General features: G+C 39.7%; 14 protein-coding genes. 10 read left to right on the forward strand and 4 right to left on the reverse strand.

All coding sequences use genetic code 11. The annotated features are described in order from the left end of the window. The first annotated feature begins 93 nt into the window (after window positions 1–93). The 5 genes from L8S15_RS21250 to bcp all read left to right on the forward strand — a co-directional run bounded on the left by L8S15_RS21250 (window position 94) and on the right by bcp (window position 7,165). A complete protein-coding gene (locus L8S15_RS21250; protein WP_102362153.1) occupies window positions 94–1,497 on the forward strand; it encodes a site-specific integrase in 1,404 nt (467 codons plus the stop codon). Then, the gene (locus L8S15_RS21255) at window positions 1,497–3,827 is read left to right on the forward strand and encodes a hypothetical protein (protein WP_280575071.1); all 2,331 of its coding nucleotides are present in this window, start codon (window positions 1,497–1,499) and stop codon (window positions 3,825–3,827) included. Before L8S15_RS21250 ends, L8S15_RS21255 begins: the two co-directional genes overlap by 1 nt. A gap of 14 nt (window positions 3,828–3,841) precedes the next feature. Further along, the gene (locus tag L8S15_RS21260) at window positions 3,842–6,037 is read left to right on the forward strand and encodes a site-specific integrase (protein WP_132941888.1); all 2,196 of its coding nucleotides are present in this window, start codon (window positions 3,842–3,844) and stop codon (window positions 6,035–6,037) included. Beyond that, complete coding sequence (locus L8S15_RS21265) at window positions 6,037–6,540, forward strand: bacterioferritin comigratory protein (protein WP_102361963.1); 504 nt, start codon at window positions 6,037–6,039, stop codon at window positions 6,538–6,540. The genes L8S15_RS21260 and L8S15_RS21265 overlap by 1 nt, the downstream gene beginning before the upstream one ends. Window positions 6,541–6,700: 160 nt before the next feature. Beyond that, window positions 6,701–7,165, forward strand: coding sequence for a thioredoxin-dependent thiol peroxidase (bcp, locus tag L8S15_RS21270; RefSeq protein ID WP_102361962.1), 465 nt, complete (start codon window positions 6,701–6,703; stop codon window positions 7,163–7,165). Window positions 7,166–7,218: 53 nt separating this feature from the next. Here bcp and L8S15_RS21275 read toward each other — a convergent pair whose 3' ends face one another. Further along, complete coding sequence (locus L8S15_RS21275; protein WP_102549239.1) at window positions 7,219–7,557, reverse strand: helix-turn-helix transcriptional regulator; 339 nt, start codon at window positions 7,555–7,557, stop codon at window positions 7,219–7,221. A 103-nt stretch (window positions 7,558–7,660) separates the two neighbouring features. Here L8S15_RS21275 and L8S15_RS21280 point away from each other — a divergent pair, with 103 nt between their 5' ends. The 5 genes from L8S15_RS21280 (at window position 7,661) to L8S15_RS21300 (ending at window position 14,038) form a co-directional block, all read left to right on the forward strand. Beyond that, a complete protein-coding gene (locus tag L8S15_RS21280) occupies window positions 7,661–8,191 on the forward strand; it encodes a hypothetical protein (RefSeq protein WP_132941901.1) in 531 nt (176 codons plus the stop codon). Continuing rightward, window positions 8,185–9,564, forward strand: a complete 1,380-nt coding sequence (locus L8S15_RS21285) for a DEAD/DEAH box helicase family protein (protein WP_280575079.1) — start codon at window positions 8,185–8,187, stop codon at window positions 9,562–9,564. The genes L8S15_RS21280 and L8S15_RS21285 overlap by 7 nt, the downstream gene beginning before the upstream one ends. A gap of 153 nt (window positions 9,565–9,717) precedes the next feature. Continuing rightward, complete coding sequence (locus tag L8S15_RS21290; RefSeq protein WP_280575081.1) at window positions 9,718–10,038, forward strand: hypothetical protein; 321 nt, start codon at window positions 9,718–9,720, stop codon at window positions 10,036–10,038. Window positions 10,039–10,652: 614 nt separating this feature from the next. Beyond that, window positions 10,653–11,546 (forward strand): DUF1837 domain-containing protein, encoded by an 894-nt coding sequence (locus L8S15_RS21295; protein ID WP_280575083.1) that lies wholly within the window; start codon window positions 10,653–10,655, stop codon window positions 11,544–11,546. Continuing rightward, complete coding sequence (locus tag L8S15_RS21300) at window positions 11,543–14,038, forward strand: DEAD/DEAH box helicase (protein WP_280575085.1); 2,496 nt, start codon at window positions 11,543–11,545, stop codon at window positions 14,036–14,038. The genes L8S15_RS21295 and L8S15_RS21300 overlap by 4 nt, the downstream gene beginning before the upstream one ends. Here L8S15_RS21300 and L8S15_RS21305 read toward each other — a convergent pair. The 3 genes from L8S15_RS21305 to L8S15_RS21315 all read right to left on the reverse strand — a co-directional run bounded on the left by L8S15_RS21305 (window position 14,024) and on the right by L8S15_RS21315 (window position 19,695). Next, window positions 14,024–14,881 (reverse strand): hypothetical protein, encoded by an 858-nt coding sequence (locus tag L8S15_RS21305; protein WP_280575087.1) that lies wholly within the window; start codon window positions 14,879–14,881, stop codon window positions 14,024–14,026. The two genes, L8S15_RS21300 and L8S15_RS21305, sit on opposite strands and share 15 nt — an antisense overlap. Before the next feature lie 597 nt (window positions 14,882–15,478). Then, window positions 15,479–17,356 (reverse strand): UvrD-helicase domain-containing protein, encoded by a 1,878-nt coding sequence (locus tag L8S15_RS21310; RefSeq protein ID WP_280575089.1) that lies wholly within the window; start codon window positions 17,354–17,356, stop codon window positions 15,479–15,481. Beyond that, window positions 17,353–19,695, reverse strand: coding sequence for an AAA family ATPase (locus L8S15_RS21315; protein ID WP_280575091.1), 2,343 nt, complete (start codon window positions 19,693–19,695; stop codon window positions 17,353–17,355). Before L8S15_RS21315 ends, L8S15_RS21310 begins: the two co-directional genes overlap by 4 nt. Window positions 19,696–20,520 lie beyond the last annotated feature (825 nt).

A 20,520-nucleotide genomic window follows, 5' to 3' on the forward strand; every position in this document is an offset into this window, starting at 1 on the left:
TTACCCTTAGAAAAAAATAATGACAGAAATCCTTGATGTATTTTTATGACAAATCTATCTTTGATATGTGGGTAGCATATCGAGGATTGTTTTGTGATAGAAACGTACAAAGAAAAATGTTCTGATGTTTATGATGACTACCGACTTCTTTCTGTCGAAGTCGATACATTAGCAAAGCTAAGAATCTCTACAAATACCGATACTGAATCAGGGGAAGTGACATACTCTCCCGACCTCTCTCCTTCCAATCTAAAATCACGCATAAAGAAAACCGATATCATCGTTGCTCCTGACGGTAGAGTGGTTTATCCCCAGTCTCTTTATCTAGTATCTAAATTGCGTGGTGAAGCGGCTGTGAAAGACACAGGTTCAATCGCAAAAGGTTTGCTAGCTTTCACTCGTTATTTGGATTCGACTCACCACTCTCAAGTTGATGAAGATGGTTATGAAATACCATGTGAATACCTAACGTATAAAACCCTATCGAAATACGAAGAAGAAGGCGCTCCTTGGCGATTTGCTGAGTTCCTGCTTGCTAACTGCAATGATATTGAAGGCTCTAATGGCAGCGAGGCTTTTAGTTTATCTACCGCTCGCACCTATATGGGCGTGGTAATTGGATTCTATAAGTGGATGCAAAAAAACGGCTACATCAAAAATAACGATGAAAATATCGTTACCCACTACACCACAGAAACAGTGCATCAGGAATTAAACCAACACGATATGCTGGCTCACACAAAATCTGGCTCTCAGCGTACTTATGAAACTTCCAATATCATGAGGATGTTTCCTAAAAAACAAAATACGCCTGCTCACAAAAAACTCAAGCCCATGCATCCCGAGCACAAAGTCTTATTTAATGAGCATATAACGTCACTCCCAAAGACGACAAAACTCATCTTTCGCCTATGCGCCGAAGCAGGACTTAGAATAGATGAAGCCATCCACTTCCCCGCTCACGATATCGGAAACGCTGACTACAGTGAATTAGAAACTGTACCTGTCAAAATTACCCACACTAAAGGCAGTAAGGCGCGTACCGTAGAAATCCCCATCGAACTGTACGAAGAGCTAGAGATACACAAAGAAAGCCATGCGCAACTTAAAAACCTAAACAAGCGCAATGAGCTTATTCAGGCAGGCCGCGAAATGGATACCATTGAGTACCTATTTCTTTCAAACAAGGGCGTGCCTTACTCAGCCAATACATTAGAAACGCACTTTTCAAACCTTAGAAAGCAGATTCGCGAAGTGGACTCTTCTTGGTATTACCGAATTCATGATTTACGTTCTACCTTTGCAACCCACTGGCTTTGGGAAGAGTCGAAAGAACGAAATGTTAGCTATGACTACCTTATGGGTGACTTAGCAGAATTGATGGGACACGGAAATACATCGACCACTGAAAAGTACATTCAGTACATGAATAAGCTGGACGACCAAATCAACACGGCTAAAGCCAAAAACCGCAAAATAAACGGAGGTTGGTCGTAATGGCAAAAAGTAAAATCGCAAAACAGTCCAAGGCCGTCAAGCATGTGCGGAGCAATCAAAATGTTGTTCCTTTGAATCTTGACATTCCTTATAAAGGTGTCATATCAACTAGAGTAAAGCTGTTCGATGTTTCTCACCTATTGTATTTTTGGACTAGCAAAGAAAACGAAAAAATAAGCAGTCGAACCGTATTTATCAGGTCTTTTTGCAAAAAAGCTCATCAATATGTCAACAATGGCAAGTCTGCAGAAAGCGTCAAAATATACTACGAGAAATTACGCGCTTACCTTGCTTTTTGTGATGCACTAAATGTTGACCCATTCTCCGAAAATGGTTATTTGAAGTATGCAGGCAACGATGGCGAGTTGAGGCATCGTATCAAGGTTTTTAACGCTTCCAAACGGCTATGGGAATACAATCATGGCGATGAGTTAGGCATTAAAGAATCAAGCGCTCCATCAGTGCTTTCAAGCCTCCGTACTGCGCTTGAATGGTGCGGCTTACCTGTTTCTGATTGGGCTAGAAATCACAGTGTGTTTTCAGGTCAAAATGCGCCATTTAAGGGATACTCAGATGAAGAAGAAAAGCTTCTGGTCACACGATTAGAGGCATTGTTTTTCTCCCTTGCGCCACAGCTCATTGCAGCTAAAGAAAACACCACGCCTTTACCCAAAACTCTGCCTCTTATCATTAGTATTGGTTTGCATGAGGAAACAATTCAAATTCCGACATCATTGGAAGTGCAACGAAATACAAGAAAAAGCAAAAATGGTACCGCTGTTAATGCTGCCACGGCGTTTAACCTTGCGATGGGTGCCGCCTATCACTTAATGTGCTTTTTCACCTCACTGAATGACAGCAACATTCGAAACATTGCCCACCCAATTCATGTTCATACCGAAGAGCGAGATAAAAGCTTACAGATAGTCAAGGTCTCAAGCTATAAGCCTCGCGCCAACAGTGAAGTCGATGCCCTTTTGGTGGGGGAGCAATTTGACGTTGATAAACTCGATGGCGTGAAGTTTATAAAGCTACTAGAACGATTATCCAAACTCTACGGCAATAGTGAAGATGGCTCTGAGCTGCTTTTTACTCTCAATAATCACTCAGAAGTCAGTGATACCTTTAATTTGCAAGTGCTAAATAAAAACCTCGTTAACAAACTACACCTATTATCTCCCCATAGGGCGGGTAATCTACCCTGGTTTAAAGTTCTGTTTTACACCTACCGAAACCAACAAGTTATCACTTTAAAGACGGTCACGAACCATTTAGGTCGCACTGTTGTTCATAAAGAAGTGCAGGAAAGTTCCAAAGTTAAGGCAGGACAAGGAGCGACCAACAGCGCCTACTGCGTTTTATCTTGCTACACAGACTTACCGCTCAAAGGGGTTCTACTTCCGCTCACCTACTCTGAAATTGATAGCGATGGCAACGTTACCGTTTCTTTTAACTATAGAAGTAGCGAAAAAGGATACTTCAAAGTCCCTGCTTGTGATTTAACGCTCATTAAAGATATAGAGCAATATGCGAAAGAAAAAGCAGACAAACAGCCTAAGAAATACGAACGATTGCTCTTAACAAGAACTCTCAATGGTGCTCCTTCTGATTGGGAAGGTATTAGCCCTATTTCAGCCAATCTCATGAAACAGTGGGCTGTTGAAACCAACCATTACTACATCTCTCTTTCATCAAGTCGCTGGCGAGAAATGAGCAGTAATCAAGCCTATGCGGAGGGAGGAATTCAAGTCGTTCAAAGCTTGCTCCAAAACAAGCGAGACACAATAGAGAGAAGTTACGTAAACGGGCTTCCATCACTTAATAAAATCATTCTCTCTCAGAGTATCGAAGTCATCGAAAACCTCTTTGATAGTGACTTAGAGCAAGCAAAAGATGCGGTTGCTAAAAGGCGCGGCATTCCGGTTCTGACATATGAGGAAGGCGATAAAAAGCGTAAAACCAACCCCAATGGAATAGCTTGCGATGGGAAGCAAGTCATGATTGATGGAAAGAATACACAGCGAGAAACGAACTATGCTCTAGGCGTAGACTTACCTTGCGCCGAGTTTGATATGTGCCACAAGTGCCAATCTGCCAAAGCGGTAGATGAAGTTGATGCTATTTATAAACTTATTTCATACATCGATGTTTTGAAGGAAGGGCTTGATATGTTCCCTGATTCGAAAGGGGGGGCTCTAGAAAAAATCGAAGCGTTTGAGTATACGCTAGATAGGGCAAGTAACGATGTATTCAATGAAGCCATGAAAAAATTCAATACCCAAGGTCGTCACCTAAGAGTGTCCATCGAACATGCAATTCTATCTATGTAGTTACGGAGGATCACATGATAAAACTCTCTGACCTAGAACACCAAAAAAAACTTCTTAAAGCGCAACAAAACGTTGGCGCTCATACTAATTACTTAATAGATATATTACAGCCAGCGATTGAGCGCGGCGATTGGGATGAACTCGAAGCTCTTGATATAGGCTTTACGGTGACTGGTGAATCATTAGGTAAAATTGCCGATAATGAAGCTTGGAGAAACTTACAGTCTAATATTGAACCTCAAGCAAAGCATACCGTGACCCTAGATTTAACCATCGATAGCAAAGTGATTGAACGCAACCTAAAAAACGAGCTTAAAGTGCTCATACTTAAAATGATGTGGTTTTCACCTCGTGACCATTCCTTTATCACTCTTTATGATGCGCTAAATGATCTAAAAAAAGTCATCAACCCGCTTTTAAATGAGGGACTTAATACGTTGTCTGCGCTTGACTTTGACCGACTCGAAACTTGGGTGCTAACAGACTTTACCGATATCAATTTTGAAAGGCAGGCATTTTACAACGGGTTAAACCGCCTTTACCTAGAAGCCAAAGGTTTACCATTTAAGGTTAATATTAATAAAAGACTTAACGCTTCGGATTTTGGTTTAACTCTTAAAGAAACTGAGCAATATACCGTCATTCCACAAAGGCTCTACTATATGGGGCTTCAAAAGTCGGAAAAAGTGATAAATGAAGCTTACGCTCTTCGTCGTGAGTTAGGGCAACTGGCAGATTACATTACCACCTATTTTGAAAAAGCCTATGTAGGTTATGCTAAGTATCTGGTCAATGATGACGCTAGAAAAAAAAACGGTAGTATTACATGGTACTTGGGTAAGTATGGTAAACAAGGCAAAAAACGCACCATTGCTTTCCAACAAGCCTTCACAGCGCTTAACTCCCCCAATGAAGAAGAAACACTGGCTCTCGCACAACTTCATAAGCCAGAGATAAAAAACGAATATTTAGATAAATTCCACAGCGAACGAAAGCTGACTATTGGCCTGTGGTCAATCACTAATCTAACAGAAGCTCTATCACTTTTTAAAATGCTTAATGGTGGCTGCTTATGGGGATTAATGGCTCGTACAGGGATGAGAGGCGATGAAATGTATAATCTGAACACCGTTCAGGGCTGCACCGAAAATATCATTGACCGCCAGAATATATACGTTATCCATTCCAGCCTTTCAAAGACAGTAATAGGCTCTCAATCAATACAAGATGAGTTTGTCACCACTGAGATTGGTATGAAAGCTTATGAAGTCCTGCAAGCGCTGCATACGCCACTTAGAAAAAGGCATCCTAGCTCACAATCTTTCTTCCGTAAAATAAAAGGTGATTTCAGCGAAATAACAAAAAGCCAAATAGGAAGACACTCTCAAGGTTGGTTCAATGATGCTATGGGTGAAGAGCTTGCACTGAGAAATGAAGACCTTATTGACCTAAAAGTATCTGATCCCAATTTATCATTTGAAGCGGGTAAGGATTACGAGTTTACGCCGCATCAACTTCGCCGCTCTTTTGCCTACTACTTAATTGGTTACGAGCTTTGTAACTTCCCACAACTCAAACAACAGTTCAGTCATGTGTCTATGGCAATGACGCGACACTACGCTAAAAATGCCAGTAAGTTTCAAAAAATCAGGCACAAGAAAAAAACACTTGCGAACGAAATTGATAACGAGCGAATCAACCAAAAAGCTCGTGTCTATTTGAGTATCTATGAGAAATTGGCAAACAAGGAAAGAGTTGCAGGCGGTAAAGGCAAAGAGTTTGCTAAAAACATGACCAAAACAGACCGTAACTTATTCACAGATAAAGTGGATAATGACATGCTTACTCTTAACTTCTGGAAAAAGCAAATTCGAAATAAAAAACGACATATTCATGCGGTTGCACCTGGGATATATTGCACTTCGACCACTTGTGGCTTAAGAACGCTTGTTAACCTAATTGAATGTGTAGATTGCAAGAATGACTACATCGTGGATGCCATATTTGCTGAAGCAAAGCGTAAAGAAGCTGAAATTCACATGCTTTACGATATTGAAAATAATGAACTCACCCCTCAAACTGCCTCTGAATCTTACATTAAAATTCAAGCGGCAGAACGTATTATGAATGATTTAGGTATCGACTATGAGCCTGTCGTTTTTCCTAATGAAGTTAGGGATTTACTCATCCCATTTGGAGTTGTTTCATAATGTCACAGGCAACAAAAAAGAAGCTAATTGACGCATTAGAAAGGCTGCTGAGCGGTGATGTAGCAAAGTTAACATCGAGAGAGCTGCGTAATAAAGCGCGAAAAGGCAAACTCAAAACCAACAACAGTAGCGTTGAAAAAGAAGCAGGGCTTTCTGCTGGCGCACTCAGAAGGCACAGCGACGTCGTTCTGATGATAAAAAACAAATCATTAGAAGCACAAGTTGCTCAAGATAAGAATACAGACTCCCCTATTGAAGTGCTTCAAAAGGAAATAAAGGCGCTCAAAGGTGAACGAACGCAAGCCAATAAGAAGAAAAAAGAATATTACGATGAGGCTCAAAACCATAAGGAGGCATTAACTGTTCAAGCTGCCACTCATGTAAAAGTAGTTCAAGAGCTGATGGATATGCTGCATGAGAGTCAGCGAGAAAAAGCTATGGATAAAATCGTCTCGACTTGTTTAGACAATGTGGTTACACACCAATTTAGAAATCCAAAGTAGTAACACTGCCATTCAAGGCTGTCCTGTTTGGAGTAATCACTAGACAGGACGCTGAATTATCAATAAAAGTGTATGCTCTAACGTAATAAAAATGATCTAAAAAGGACGTAGTGAAAAACGCTACGCCAAATACCATTAATTGAGAAAGTAAGGATAACCCATGGCTATCGAAGCAGGACAAATCGCTCCAGATTTCACATTAAACGACCAAGACAATAACCCAATAACCCTCTCAGGGCTGAAAGGAAAGAAAGTACTACTCTATTTCTACCCACGCGCTTCAACGCCTGGCTGTACAATCCAAGCTCAAGGGCTTCGTGATACTAAGGCTGAACTAGATGCTCATAACGTTGTTGTACTAGGTTTAAGCCCAGACACACCCAAAAAACTGACTAACTTTATCAATAAGCAAGAACTTAACTTCACATTGTTAGCCGATGAAGAACACGAAGTTTGTGAGAAGTACGGTGTTTGGCAACTTAAGAAATTCATGGGCCGTGAAAACATGGGCGTTGTAAGAACAAGCTTCCTAATTGATGAAGCTGGTAACCTTGAGCATGTATTTAACAAGTTCAAGACTAAAGACCATCATGAAGTCGTTCTAGACTACCTTAACAGCAAATAGTATTTAAAAGACAAATAGAGCCAGTGCCCTTTCACTGGCTCGCGTTGCTAATCCTATTTCGGGCTAGTATTTTCACATGACTCTTCAATAAGCCGCGCCGTCACCTCAAGAACCTTCTGCTTATCCGTTTCAGAGAGCTTATTTAGATTCACAGCTAACTCCGCAGAAATCTCATCTTCACAAAAGAAGTAACTCAAAGGCACACCAAGTTCATCTGCAATTGACTTTAACGTACTGATATCTGGCGTATGTTTTCCCTTTTCGTATTGATTCATTCTCGGGCTTGCGGAGCTTTCATCCATACCTATACGCACCCCCAAAGCTTTTTGGGAGAGTTTCGCTTTTTTGCGTGCTTCTTTAAGACGCTCAGGGATTGGGTTAGTAAATGACACTTATAGTTCATGTCTCTGATCTCAAGGTAACTAAGATTTTCTTAGTTTTACTGATTTCTGTATACTAAGCAATCCTTAGTTTTTGGTTGGTGTAATTTTGGAAATGAAAAGGGCTCGAAGAATTAGTGCGGTCATGCACAAGTTATTGATAGAAAATGGGTTAGATGGATTCACCGTGCTAGAAGCGAGAGATTTGTGGCTATCCCTTGATAAGGTGGACTCCAATTCTGCCGAAGCTCGCAAAAAGGTGTACCGAGCAATTTTTCACTTTGAAAAGAAAATTTGGTTGCGAAGTGAGGGCTCAGGTCGAAAAAAGCGCTACTTTCAAACGGAACAATTTAAAGAGTTACATAACAATGTAACCACGAACAACCAAGCGGATATAAACCCTAAAGTACCCACTCAAAACTATTCCATTTTGAGCAATGAACGTAATGAATATAAGGGTGAACTTGAGATCGTACTTGGGGAGATTGACGAATATCAATCGATCGCATCTCGATTCCCTGAGCTAGAGAATAAACTGGCCCCTTTGCATCAAGAGGCTAAAGAACGCGCCGCTTTATTGCTCGGTAAAGTGAACGTTTTAACAAAGGTTCTTAATACGCTCTATGAAGGAAATGAACCGTGTTAAGGAAGTGGCAAAGTGAATGCTCTGACAGAGCGTTGGAAAAATATCAATCCAACAGCTCCCATTTCTTTTGCCAAGCTACACCTGGAGCCGGTAAGACAGTGCTTGCCGCTAATATTGCGTCAAGGTTGTTACAAAGTGACATGGTAGATCTTGTATTGTGTTTCTCACCATCGTTGACGGTTTCTGATGGTATAAAAAGAACCTTTTCGTCGAGACTTAAGTGTACGTTTAATGGTGGCATGGGAGCTATAGGGCAATCTTTAACATACCAATCTATCCAATTCCTCAATGACGAATTTTGGCAAACATTGCGGAATCACAGGGTCTTTGTTGTCTTTGATGAAATACACCATTGCTCTGGCTCTGAGGTTGAAAATGCAAACATTTGGGGGCAGCAAGTTCTCACCAAGGTTCAAGGGCTTGCCACTTTTACTCTCGCACTTTCAGGTACACCATGGCGCTCAGACTCTTTACCAATTGTGATGAGTGAGTACAGCGACCCAGACGGACAGCTTCTTGTCGATTACCAATACACTCTTAAACAAGCTATAGCTGATGGTGTTTGTAGAACGCCCAAAATCGTCTTAGTTGATAATGAACACTTGTCTGTTAGTAGTAGCGAAAAAGTCGAATCCTTTTCATCAATCTTAGAGATGCTTAAACAGACAAAAGCATCCTACCAGAGTGTTATTCACAACCAAGAGGCGATGGAATATCTACTCGGTTTAGGATGTGAGCGGCTAGAAAAAGTACGTCACAGATCACCCAATGCCGGTGGGCTGATTGTTGCAGCGTCGGTTCAACATGCGCAAACAATCAAAGAGGTGCTGTCTCAAAAGTTTGGGCAAACCGTTTCTATCGTCACTTATCGACATGAAAAACCGCTAGCAGAAATAGAGCGTTATCGACAAAGCGACGCACAGTGGATTGTTAGTGTAGGTATGATCAGTGAGGGTACTGATATTCCGCGCCTTCAAGTATGTTGCCATATGAGTTCAGTCAAAACTGAATTGTATTTCAGGCAGGTGCTCGGACGAATACTTCGTGTGAATAATACAATAAACCAACAAGCGTGGTTATTCACTTTTGCAGAGCAAAGCCTGATTGAGTTTTCTGAAAGGATTGAACAGGATATTCCTGAGTCTCGTCTCTATGTAAGCATGGGGAAACCTATCGAAACAGAGTTCTCAGGTAGAGGAAATAGCTTAAGTGTCGCGCTTCCGCTTGAGTCCCAAAACAGCGGGAGAACAACAGTATCTTGGGAAAGCAGTACAGACAGTTCAAATAGTCTCTATGGAACACTAGATACCTTTGATGAGCTTCGGCTTGGAGCATTTAAACAGAGAGTAATTTCGGCCTTCTCTTCTGTATAAGCGAGGAGGCCGCAGTCTACAATGGCTAGCTAGAGACACATAGGGGCGTCGAAATGAACTATTTTGCAGAGGGTGATATCTTCTAGAGTAAACCATTCAAACATAACATCCAGCAGGGGAGTTAAAAATGATCACCTCAAAGGAGTTTAATATATGCCCAGCCCAATTAACGAAGAACACGACTCATTAAAGGTAATAGTGATTGATTACTGCGCCACAGGTGAAGGCCGACATATTTTTATCAAAACAGCTACAGAAGCGTCAGTCAAAAGAGAAGTTGGTGATTGGTTCTACCAAGGTGCAAATGCATATACAGTAAAGCAGTGGATAGAACTTGATAAGTTTCCAGAAAGCAGTACCTATCAAGAGTCAAATATAGAAACACTTAAAACATTCGCCCCCACCTTGTGGGTGGCGATGAATGAAGATGTCTCAATGTTTGTTGACATTGAGTATTCTTGGAGTCATAGCTAAAATTAATGACACTACTGACCTATCAAGCACTTACAAATATTCAACCCAAAATACTAATATGTAAGCCTGTTCGCTTCGATTGTATTGATTAAACATTTTAGAACCTACCCAACTCTCATTCGATAAATTTATCTTTGCTCTATGCCCTTTAACCCAACAACGTGATTATTGACTATTTAGTTAGAGGTACGAAATGTCATAGAAAGAAATAAAGCTAAGTTGCAATCTGCGAATGATACTAAAGAAGGTCTGCGATGATGATAGACTTCATTCGTAAGCTGCGTGTGTATAACGGGAATAACTAAGAGCAAAAGACTAGTAAGCTGTATTTCATTCGTCTTTTAGGCTAGCAGATAGCGTTTGGGGGATAAAGCTCATAAAGTCCTAACCAAAGAGCTAAATGACATCAGATTCTTAAAGTTTCAAGATATGTTTACTAGCTACTCTTCATTTTCTGAAGATCCGAGTTACTTACACTTAATCTAACCCCCTCTTAAAAGGAAACTTTGAACTATTGCAAATTTCATCACTGATAACTATGAGTTTTATTGCTTATAGCTCTTGTACAAGTATTATAACCATAGTTTTTCCATGGCATTAGGAATCAGCTCGAGATGGGAAGTCCACTGCAAGCTCAATTACAAAGTCCAAATAAAATAAAAGATGTCCTTAAAAGAGTACCAGTCTCGTTTACATTGCCTGGCAATAGAAAAGTCGAGACTCTATTGGTTTACTTACCTTCTACAGAGGATACAAAGACATCACACGATGCTCTTTTTGAGTGTATCAAAGAAGGAATTCTTCAAAACTTTGTTTTTTCCTATAAAGAAATACAAAAAAAGTTAGGCAAAGCCGCTGACACTGCAATGGATGATCTATTTGATAAAGCGATAAAAAAACTAAGTAAGCATACAGCCAAAGGTGAACTTGGGGAGTTGATTCTGTTTACCTTGTTAGATGTGTATATCCAAGCACCTAAATTGCTGAGCAAGATCTCGATGAAAACTAACCCTAGGATGCCAGTTTTTGGTGCTGACGCTGTACATGGACAGTTTTTAGATGACGAGTTTAGAGTGTACTTAGGAGAGTCCAAGCTACATAAAAACTTCAAATCAGCTGCGACAGATGCAACAAGCTCTATTGTTAACGCAAAAGGTAAATTTGAAGACGAATTTTTCTTATTGGACAGCTATCTCGATTTTCCAAACTTGACCAATGAACTTGAAGAAACAATTTTGACCTATCTAGATCCATATAGCCCATGTTTAGAGGATAGAATCCACTCTCCTTGCTTTATAGGCTTTACTCAGCCGGACATTATTTTTGAGGATGAAGCTTCATTTTTAAAACACTACAAAGAGCTTTCTTGCCAATATGTTGGTGATTTTTTCAGTAAAGTGGAAAAACAAAAACTCAAAATAGACGAAGTTACTTTATTAATGTTGCCTTTCGGATGTGTTGACAAGTTAGTGGATGAGTTTATCTCGTACATGGGAATCACCAAATGAGTACGATTGCGTTAAAGTTGGGGAGAAATATCCTCTCACATCAAGATTTTGAGCAGGATAGAAATAATGTATTCAATCAATACGTAGAGCAACTCGCTGGTAATAAGCCACACTTGGATAGAAGCTTAGTCAAGCGTCTTTCAACATCTATTCAAGTGTTCCATAAGAGTGAAGATGAAAAGTTAAAGAAAGAAGCAACCGCTCTGCTAGCCATGCTTCTAGATATTGCCGGTGGTGACTATCCTGATTTAATTCCTATTGCGAAGAACATTTTTATTAACTCCGGAGATTTTCCAAATGTCTCATTACTAGATAAGAGACATCCTGATGTATCTATGGACTATGGCTTCAACACAACTACAAAGTTTGAATTAAAGGCAGAAATGAACTCTGTGGAGGAGCTCTCTTTTCCTTTAACCGATTTTCAAAGGATGCTTTGGGGTAACCTTGATTCAGATAATGACGTCATAACTATTGCGCCGACATCAGCGGGAAAAACACATATTATTCTTACTTATCTGGTAAATAAAGTTGTGAAATCGGATGGAGCATTCGCCGCAATAGTTGTGCCAACACGAGCATTGATATCTGAAGTTTCAAGTAAGGTTTTTGAAATAGCAAACGGAATAGATGCTGAAAATGAGCTAGAGATATGTACCATCCCTAAAGATGAAGAGTTCAGTACAAAGACCATTTTTGTTATGACCCAAGAGCGTTTGTATGAACTTACTCAGCGAGGGGATTTGAGCTTCGACTACCTATTTATTGATGAAGCTCACAATATATCCGATGATGGAAGAGGTGTTTTACTACATTTAACTTTAGAAAAGATTCTTGACGACAGTTCACCCCAAATTATCGTTAGCATGCCTTCTGAGAGTTATCAAAATGCTTTTTCATCTGTTTTTAGTGGCGTTGAATTACAGAAAGAAATCACTAGGCACTCACCAGTTGCTAAATTGCTATTAACTGTAGAGCTAAAAGGAAAAAATATTGAAGTCGAAAGGTATAATACCTCTGACAAAGCAACTATACCCAAAAATTTTACGGGTAGAAAAACTGCTGATGTTGTTCTTCGATTAGGTCAAGGCCAAAGCAATATTATTTACCGAAACCAAACCAACCAATGTGAGAATACCGCTAGAGATATAGCCGCTCTAATTCTTGAGTATGATACAACCCCTGCTTTAGAAGAGGCTGCTGACTATATTGAGAAATTTATTCATAAGGACTTTAGTCTGGCTTCCAGCCTTAGAAAAGGTGTTGCCTTTCATTATGGCCCCTTACCGAGCTCCGTAAGAGTGATGGTTGAAAACTTAGTCAAAGCTAACAATATAAAATTTATTGTGTGCACAAGCACTCTTGCTGAAGGTGTCAATCTTCCAGCGAAAAACTTGTTTCTAACTAACCCGTTTAGACCAATTAGAGCTCAACAACCTGAAAAGTTAGAAGAAGTTAAAATTAACAACATTACTGGAAGAGCTGGAAGAATGGTTGAGCACTTTTCTGGAAACGTATTTTTACTAAATCATGACTCATGGAAATATCAAGATTACTTTGAAGAGAGTGATGTAAAAGAGGAGAAGATCCCCACTTATTACAAGACATTAAATGAAGACTTGTCTTTAGTTGTCTCTGCTCTACAAGGTAAGTATCCCCATGACAAAGAAGGTCATTACCGCTTTTATACTATTGCCAACAAGCTCATTAGAGAGCTTGAGAATGGTAATCTAGATGAGCGGTTAGATGCCGAAGAACTTCAGTTAAATGCTTTTGAAAGGCATTATTTAGTAAAGCATGTTGAAAGCGCTCGAAATGCACTGAGGATAGCGCCATTTATACTAGAAGCCAACCCTACTATTGGCTACATTCAGCAGAATAATTTGTCTCTATTTTTTGATTCTCTCGATAACTATGACGATTGGGTATTGCCTCACCCTAAATCAAAAGACTTATATTCCGCTATAGTCCGTGTTACTCAAAAACTCTTTGAACTCGGTGTATACACTAATGGTGATGGGTACTCTATAGGGCATGTTTCTGTTGTCGCTACGAAGTGGGTTGCGGGAAAAAGTCTGAAAGACATAATTTCAGAGCAAATTGCATGGGATAAGAAAAGGTTAGCAACAGCAAATGTAAACCAATCGGTACGTAATGTAATTAAGATTATAAATAATGATATTACATTTAGATTGAGGAATGCACTTAGTTGTTATCACACCCTTTTAACTAACTGCATGAAATTAAAAGGAATCAACAAAACTTCTGTGAAACTTCATACCTATCTTGAGTTAGGAGCTTGTGACGATAGGATGATAAACCTTATAAACTTCGGACTATCAAGAGAGGCTGCAAAAGAAATTCAGGAGTCCATTCCCAAAGGTATTGAAGTTAAATCGATCTATGACTTACTCAATTTGCTAAAACGAGGCTTATTATCCAATACTCACCCAGTAACACAGAAAGAGGTCAAATTCTTACTTAGCCAGTAATGGACTTTCATTCCAAGCGGAGCTCAATACTTTGATTGCTGTAGTTTCATCGATGTATTTATTTCTCGTATTGAGCTCACTTTTATAGTTTATAAATGCATTACCAAAATCTAAATTTATGTTCTGACCTTCTTCATTTTTACCTTTGACCTTCAGAACGGTACAAGACTCACTATCTGATAAATAATTTACAATCTCAATGATATTGTCTTTAGTCACTATACTATCGGGCTCATCCCCACAGTCTAGGTCTAAAGACAGTTGAACATTGTGTTCAATGTATGGTGCTGAGCTAAGGTTTTTGATTAAAGTAGGAGCGTCATCTGCTACATCAGCTAATGATGAAGAGTTAACTTTGAAATGTAGGCTATTGTACTCGGGTAACTCTAATAGCTTTGAAAATTCTTTTTCTTTAGGTATCAGAGATAATGTTATTTTATCTGTCCTCAGAGTCTTAAACTGCTCTAAAGCAACACTCGCAACAGTCTTTAAGCTTCCGATTGGCCCAGTAGTAAATCCTAGAACTACTTTTTTGCTAGGTATCACGCAGAAATAATAAGGGTCGCCAATTATACCTTGATTGATTGCAAGACCAGTAATGTTGCCATCCCGTGTGGCTTTGGTTTGCCAAGCATTCCTTTCTCTGACTACTGCTATAAAGAATTGATCAACATTTCTGTGTGCAGCTTTGACGAAATTCTTCGTGTTCCTTACAGTTATAATTCTAGCACTAGCAGGAGACTCATTGCTTATTAGGAAGTTAGCAGAAAAATTTTCAAAAAAAGCACTACTTGCATCTATAGAGAAAAATCTTACAGTTACACTTTTTTTAGCTCTACTCATGATTACCTTCCAATTCATACTGGTTACACATACAGTATTGTAGCTTATTTTCTATGTATATAAAGCACTAAGCTTCAAATTTTACATGTTTAATGATAACTCAAAAAATCTGAAAACATGTCTAGTTTAAGAGCGTTTTAGAATATTTTTCATCCTTTCTCTTCCTACTGTGAAGTCTTGTTTTGAAGTGTCTACACCTAATGTTACTTGATTTGGAACAGTTAAAACGGTCGACCTGAGCTTAAGTATAAGTTGAACAAGTGAAGAGTCTGCACTAATTAGAACTTGAAGAAAGGACTACCAATGTCGGAAGACATTAAAGTTTTAAACTTTGGCTCAATCAACGTGCCTATCCAACGAAATTGTGAGTTACGAGTTCAGTAAATAACTAATTGATGCTTGGTTAATTATTATATGGACTAGTTTTTGAAATGTTACAAACACACCCACCGCCTGAGTAATTTCCATAACTAAATATATAGTCGATACTAATTACTGCTTCGATCTTGAACTATGTGTAAAAAGTCTATCTTGTTCACCTATATCTCCTAATTAAAAGGTGTGATTTAAACACCTCTAATTAGGAAACAAAATTAACTACTCCAACACAGTTTTAGGAATATTAATAATCTCGTCCTCATCAAACCATCCTTGATGAAACGCGGTTCTAGCTATTTCCTTGGGGTTATCTGTGTAAGCAATAATTGCCAGGCTCTCTTCTGCTCGGCTGCAAGTTACATAAAAGAGCCTTTTGGTGCGGTCGATCCCTGTGTCTCTGCCCTCTTGTTGATTCCGGAGGTCATTTGGTGTGAGAGGCTTAGCTCCAAAAAGCTTATCATAACTAAATGTAGTACCACGAGCCTCTTTATCATCTAGAATGACCATAACCCGAGGAAATTCAAGTCCCTTTATCCCTTGGTGTGTACCGAATTCTGATTCATCTGAGATGTACTGGACATATTCTTTTAATTCACTGAACTTCGCTTTAAGTGCGCTATCCCAAGCTTCAATCGTTGGATTAAGGTCATTCTCGGTATCAGGATCTTGATACTCCTCTCCATCTTTTCTAGCTGCGATCACAGCTAAAGTTTCTGGTAAAGGGAAAAGCCCGCTACGATGAACTTCTTTAAGTATACTATGAAGGCAAGGTTCTGAAACTCCATTCCACAAAGCATAGAGAGAGTCTACAGCCTGTTTGGCTTTAGCCAATTCTTCTCGAGGACTACTACTTACTTCTAGGTTCTCAGACGAAATAAGTGGTGAATATTTTTTTACGATTCGACTAATAGCAAACTGATTCCCTACCTCCAAACTATTGATCAGTGGTAGAACTCGATCTGAAAATAGAGTAATACAAGCATGTGTACCATCAAGCAAGCTCGCTTTTAACTTATCAACTCTATATAGTGGTTCAAAGAAATTTGAAAAACCTCCACGAATCGCAGCCATATGATGTTCTAAAATAAGCGTTTTTCTATCCTCTATCCACTGTTTATCTTCAGTGATTTTTGCCATTTCTTGGTAAACTAAGGACTCAATTTCAGCCTTATTAATCTCTTCTCGAGAATCTGCGACAAAAAGGCGAACAAAACCGTCTCTATCTTTAGCTGGCAGTTGAACATTTTGGTCAACACCCTCGCGGATCTTATTGATAAGCCTAACAACCCTTCGCGGGCATCGGTAGTTATATGCTTTTTTGGGTTTCAGCCAGTCATCAGGTAAGTCTTGACCTAAATGCTCTTTACCATCGAAGTAAATCCGTTGCATAACGTCACCAAATAGCCCCATTGAAAACTGCTCTTTATGAGACGCTTGAACAATAAATAGGGCGTCAATCAGATCTTTTTTCGTATCCTGACTCTCGTCTACGAGCAGCACTGGAAATTTCCGAATAAGGATTCGTCGCAAAAGAGGTTTGTTTATCAGGAGCTGGACTGCAATACCAATTACTTCAGCATGGTTTAAAGAGCCTCTTCCCGAGTTTTCTCCATTAGGGTTGTATGAAAACTTTCGAATTATATCAAGCGAGTCAAACCGCTTTTGTTTTGACGCGATCTGGCGAGGTCTATCTTCTGCTGCCTTTGTTCTTGCACGCCCTCGACGCTGAGCATCTTCAAGTTTTTCAATTTCGGTCTGAAGGCTAACTCTGAGTATTTCTCTGATGTCATTTTGGTGGGGTTTTATAAGCTCCCAAACAAAGTGATGAATTGTTGAAACGCTGAAGCTTGGATCAAACTCCAATCGACGCTTTATCTCATCACATGCTGCATTGGTGTAAGTAATGATTGCAACTTGCTGAGCATTCGCTTGTAATCGATGTACATTATGTTCACGAAATCGCTTGAGTACTTCAACCAATGTGCGCGTTTTTCCTGAGCCTGCACCAGCAAATAGGAAAAAACTCTTTGGCGCGTCAAGGTCAAGACAACTATAGATATCATCATCAATAGAAGTAGAGGTGGCAATGTCTGTCATGGACTAACCTCCAAACTCGATTTAGGTTGAACCAAACCATCTAGATTTGTTTTAAGCCATGATAGCCCTTCATGTATATAGTATGGCGCTCTAAAGGTGCTTGGGTCCACCAAATAGAGTAAATCTAGCGCCATCTCTGCTTTCTTTGCACTCTTACCCAGCGCTTCAAACATTTCTTGACAGGTTTCATCAAGGGTCGTTTTTTGAGTGGCATCAGCCATTTTCCTTGTGAGACCTGATACTTGGGTCATACATTTGAACGTTGGAAGGTTCGCTAATACCAAAGCATCCTCGAAAGTATAAGGAATAGCAGATTTAAACCCGACTAGCCCCTTGTTATTTGTCGGGAGAGTGACCATGATTTTAGAGGGGTAAGCAACTCGGACCTTTCCACATTGAGAAACTTTCTGTGCTGAAGAAATTCCTATTACTTCATCCAAATCAGTTCTGCCTGGAACCCAAGTCTTTAGTGTGTCATTTCCCGATAGTTGGTTTTTTCCTGTTTGTGGCCTTATTTTTCTTGTCCTGAACTTGGGGTTTCCCTTCGCATCTTTTTCTCCAGTTTTTTCCTTTTCCAGAGAATCTAAATCGGTAATGATGAGCGTTGGTATACCTAAGGCTTCAATTAACGGTCGCAATCGGTGAGCATGACTACCGCCAATCTCTAAGAGTGATATATAGCTTCTATCTAATTCAGGATAATGATGTCTTATAAAGTGAGGTACCAACATTCGCTCTGCAGGACCTTCGACTAGGATTGCTGCATCTGCAAAAAAGAGGTCACAGTGTGTTGTTCTTAGATAGCGTGTTGCGAACTGCGCAGTTTCAATTCTTTTCTGTTCTTTAGGATCTTGCCCTTTTGTACGACGCTTAGACTCTAGTCCAAATACCGTTGACATATTTACAACATAGGCACACGGGACTTCTTGAACAGTTGAAACTTGTTTTCTGCGGAAATAACGTAAGCCAGTGAAGTCCACTTCGTGAGTAATATGACTTGAGTGCGTACTTACAAGCATCTGAGTAGAGAAGTGCTTCATATCTCCAAGGTCTGAGTGAGCTCTTAGAACGCTATATGCCTTCTTAATGAAGACCTGTTGGACTTGTGCATGCAAATGGGCTTCAGGTTCTTCAATAAGCATTAGGTGAAGAGGCTCAATGGGCTTATTGCTGTTTTCTTCTCGCTTTCCAGCCTTACCTACTCGCATCCATTCATCACGGAAGCGGATAAGGTTAAAAATCATTGAAATAAGGTTTTGGTAGCCGAGTCCATTATATTTTTCCGGCAAGCAAAACCCGGCTGCAGAAGGAGTGTCAGTGCGCAGAACGTTGAATTGAACTGCTGAGTCATGATTCAACCCTTCTAGAGGATTTACTTTGCTTGAGAGCAGAATCTTGGGGTCACTAAAACCAGGGTAGTTAAGACCTTCCAGTTCTCCAATGGCGTTACTGAAACTCCCCTTCAATTTTTCATCGAATGCGGTTCTAGCTGCCTCCATAGCTTCAAGAGCATCTAAGTCACTTGCATCAGGTAGCTCATTTGGATTGAGGTGCTTGTCAAAATAACTTCTCAGTTGCGCGGATAGACGTCGGTCACTGTTTGCACTTCCTTCACCTGAGTTAGGATCAGAAAACCCACGTTGTGCATTGATAATATCAATTTTAAATAAGCCATCAAACGGGTCACTATCCATAGCCTCCATGTTCTCAGTGATGGCTTGCGATGGTCTATTATTGGCCAACTCAGGATCTAATACATAAGCATTGATAGTGAAATAACTTTGAAGTTTTCGATCCAGAAAATCCCGCATTGATGTTGGCCATAGCGCTAGAGATGACGAGATGTTACTACCAATTCCCGTTTGACGAGATGCCATAGTAGCTTGCGCCGATAAGTAAGCAGAAGCATAGGCTTTGTATAATTCTTCAATGTCCTTAGGCTCTAGAATCAACCGAGCACCGAGCAAGCCACCGTCCCAATCTAACGTTGGTAATAAGTGTCTAACGTAATGGATTTTTGATTCATCAACTTCTAACCAAATATCAATGGATGGTAGTTGTTTACGCCAAATGTCTAAAGAAAAATCCGGCTGTTGATCCTCGCAGGTACCAAACCAATCAGATCCGATTTTTTCGATATCAGCCCAATTTGATAGGGTAATGTCTGTAGTGGATAACTCTTTTTGCTTCCCTTTTTTTAGAAACATGATCAGCGCATCCATCGCTGAAGTTTTACCGCTGTTGTTCGCGCCAACAAAAATTGTACTAGTTTCAGCAAGTTCTATACGGCAGCTCTTTAACTTTCGAAAATTTTGAATGTCTATATGGACAATCTTCATTGATATATTCCCTAGCTCACCTTGGTTACACCACATTTTCGTGGCTATTTACTATTGATTTTTATTGTTATCCGCCTGAAATATAACACAAAAACTATAAGCCGATACTTGATTTTGATCGCATATGAGAAGGAGTGGTTGAGGTTTAGATAGTCGGTAAGGTATGGCTTTTTTGAGTGAATAATTGGAGATTAGGTGATTACTTTTTATGAAGTGAAATTCACAACTTTCACACGTAATGAAAACTGGCTAAACACAGTGAGGCAGAAACAAGCTGTTGCAAAATGAAGACATGTAAGAGTTGCAGCAAACTCTACAACCACTAAGGATTTCTCGGTAGTTGCTTAATGAGCAATGTACATACTTTCACACTAGCTAATCCTATGGCTTGTACTATTGCCCCTGAAACGTTTTTTGGGAAAAAACTTTGTCAGAGAAAAAGACAAACTATGACAAAAACATCGAAAAGTTACGATTTTTATCGTCGGGTTTCAAACTTTAATGTTTAACGACAAAAAATACAGACGATAAACACACGCATACTTAATAGCCACAAACTTGATAGACCTCTTTAAGTTAGGATTGGCGATATGTGTCTAGGTAAGACTATGCTGTCCAATGTGATTGAACTCCAGTCAAATTACCTAAGCTTTTTTATGACAAACACTTCCCCATAAAATTGTTAAAGTTAGCCACATTTGCGAAAAACTATGACAGATGCTGCAACTAGAGTGGGAAATGAGCATTAATTAACCTAACTCACTGTTAAAATTAGATATTGTCAACAATTGTCAAATTAGATGTCTTATAGTTTTTCCAAGGGTA

It is taken from the genome of Vibrio sp. S/42/10 (assembly GCF_029890535.1).
Taxonomy (GTDB): Bacteria; Pseudomonadota; Gammaproteobacteria; order Enterobacterales; family Vibrionaceae; genus Vibrio; species Vibrio cyclitrophicus.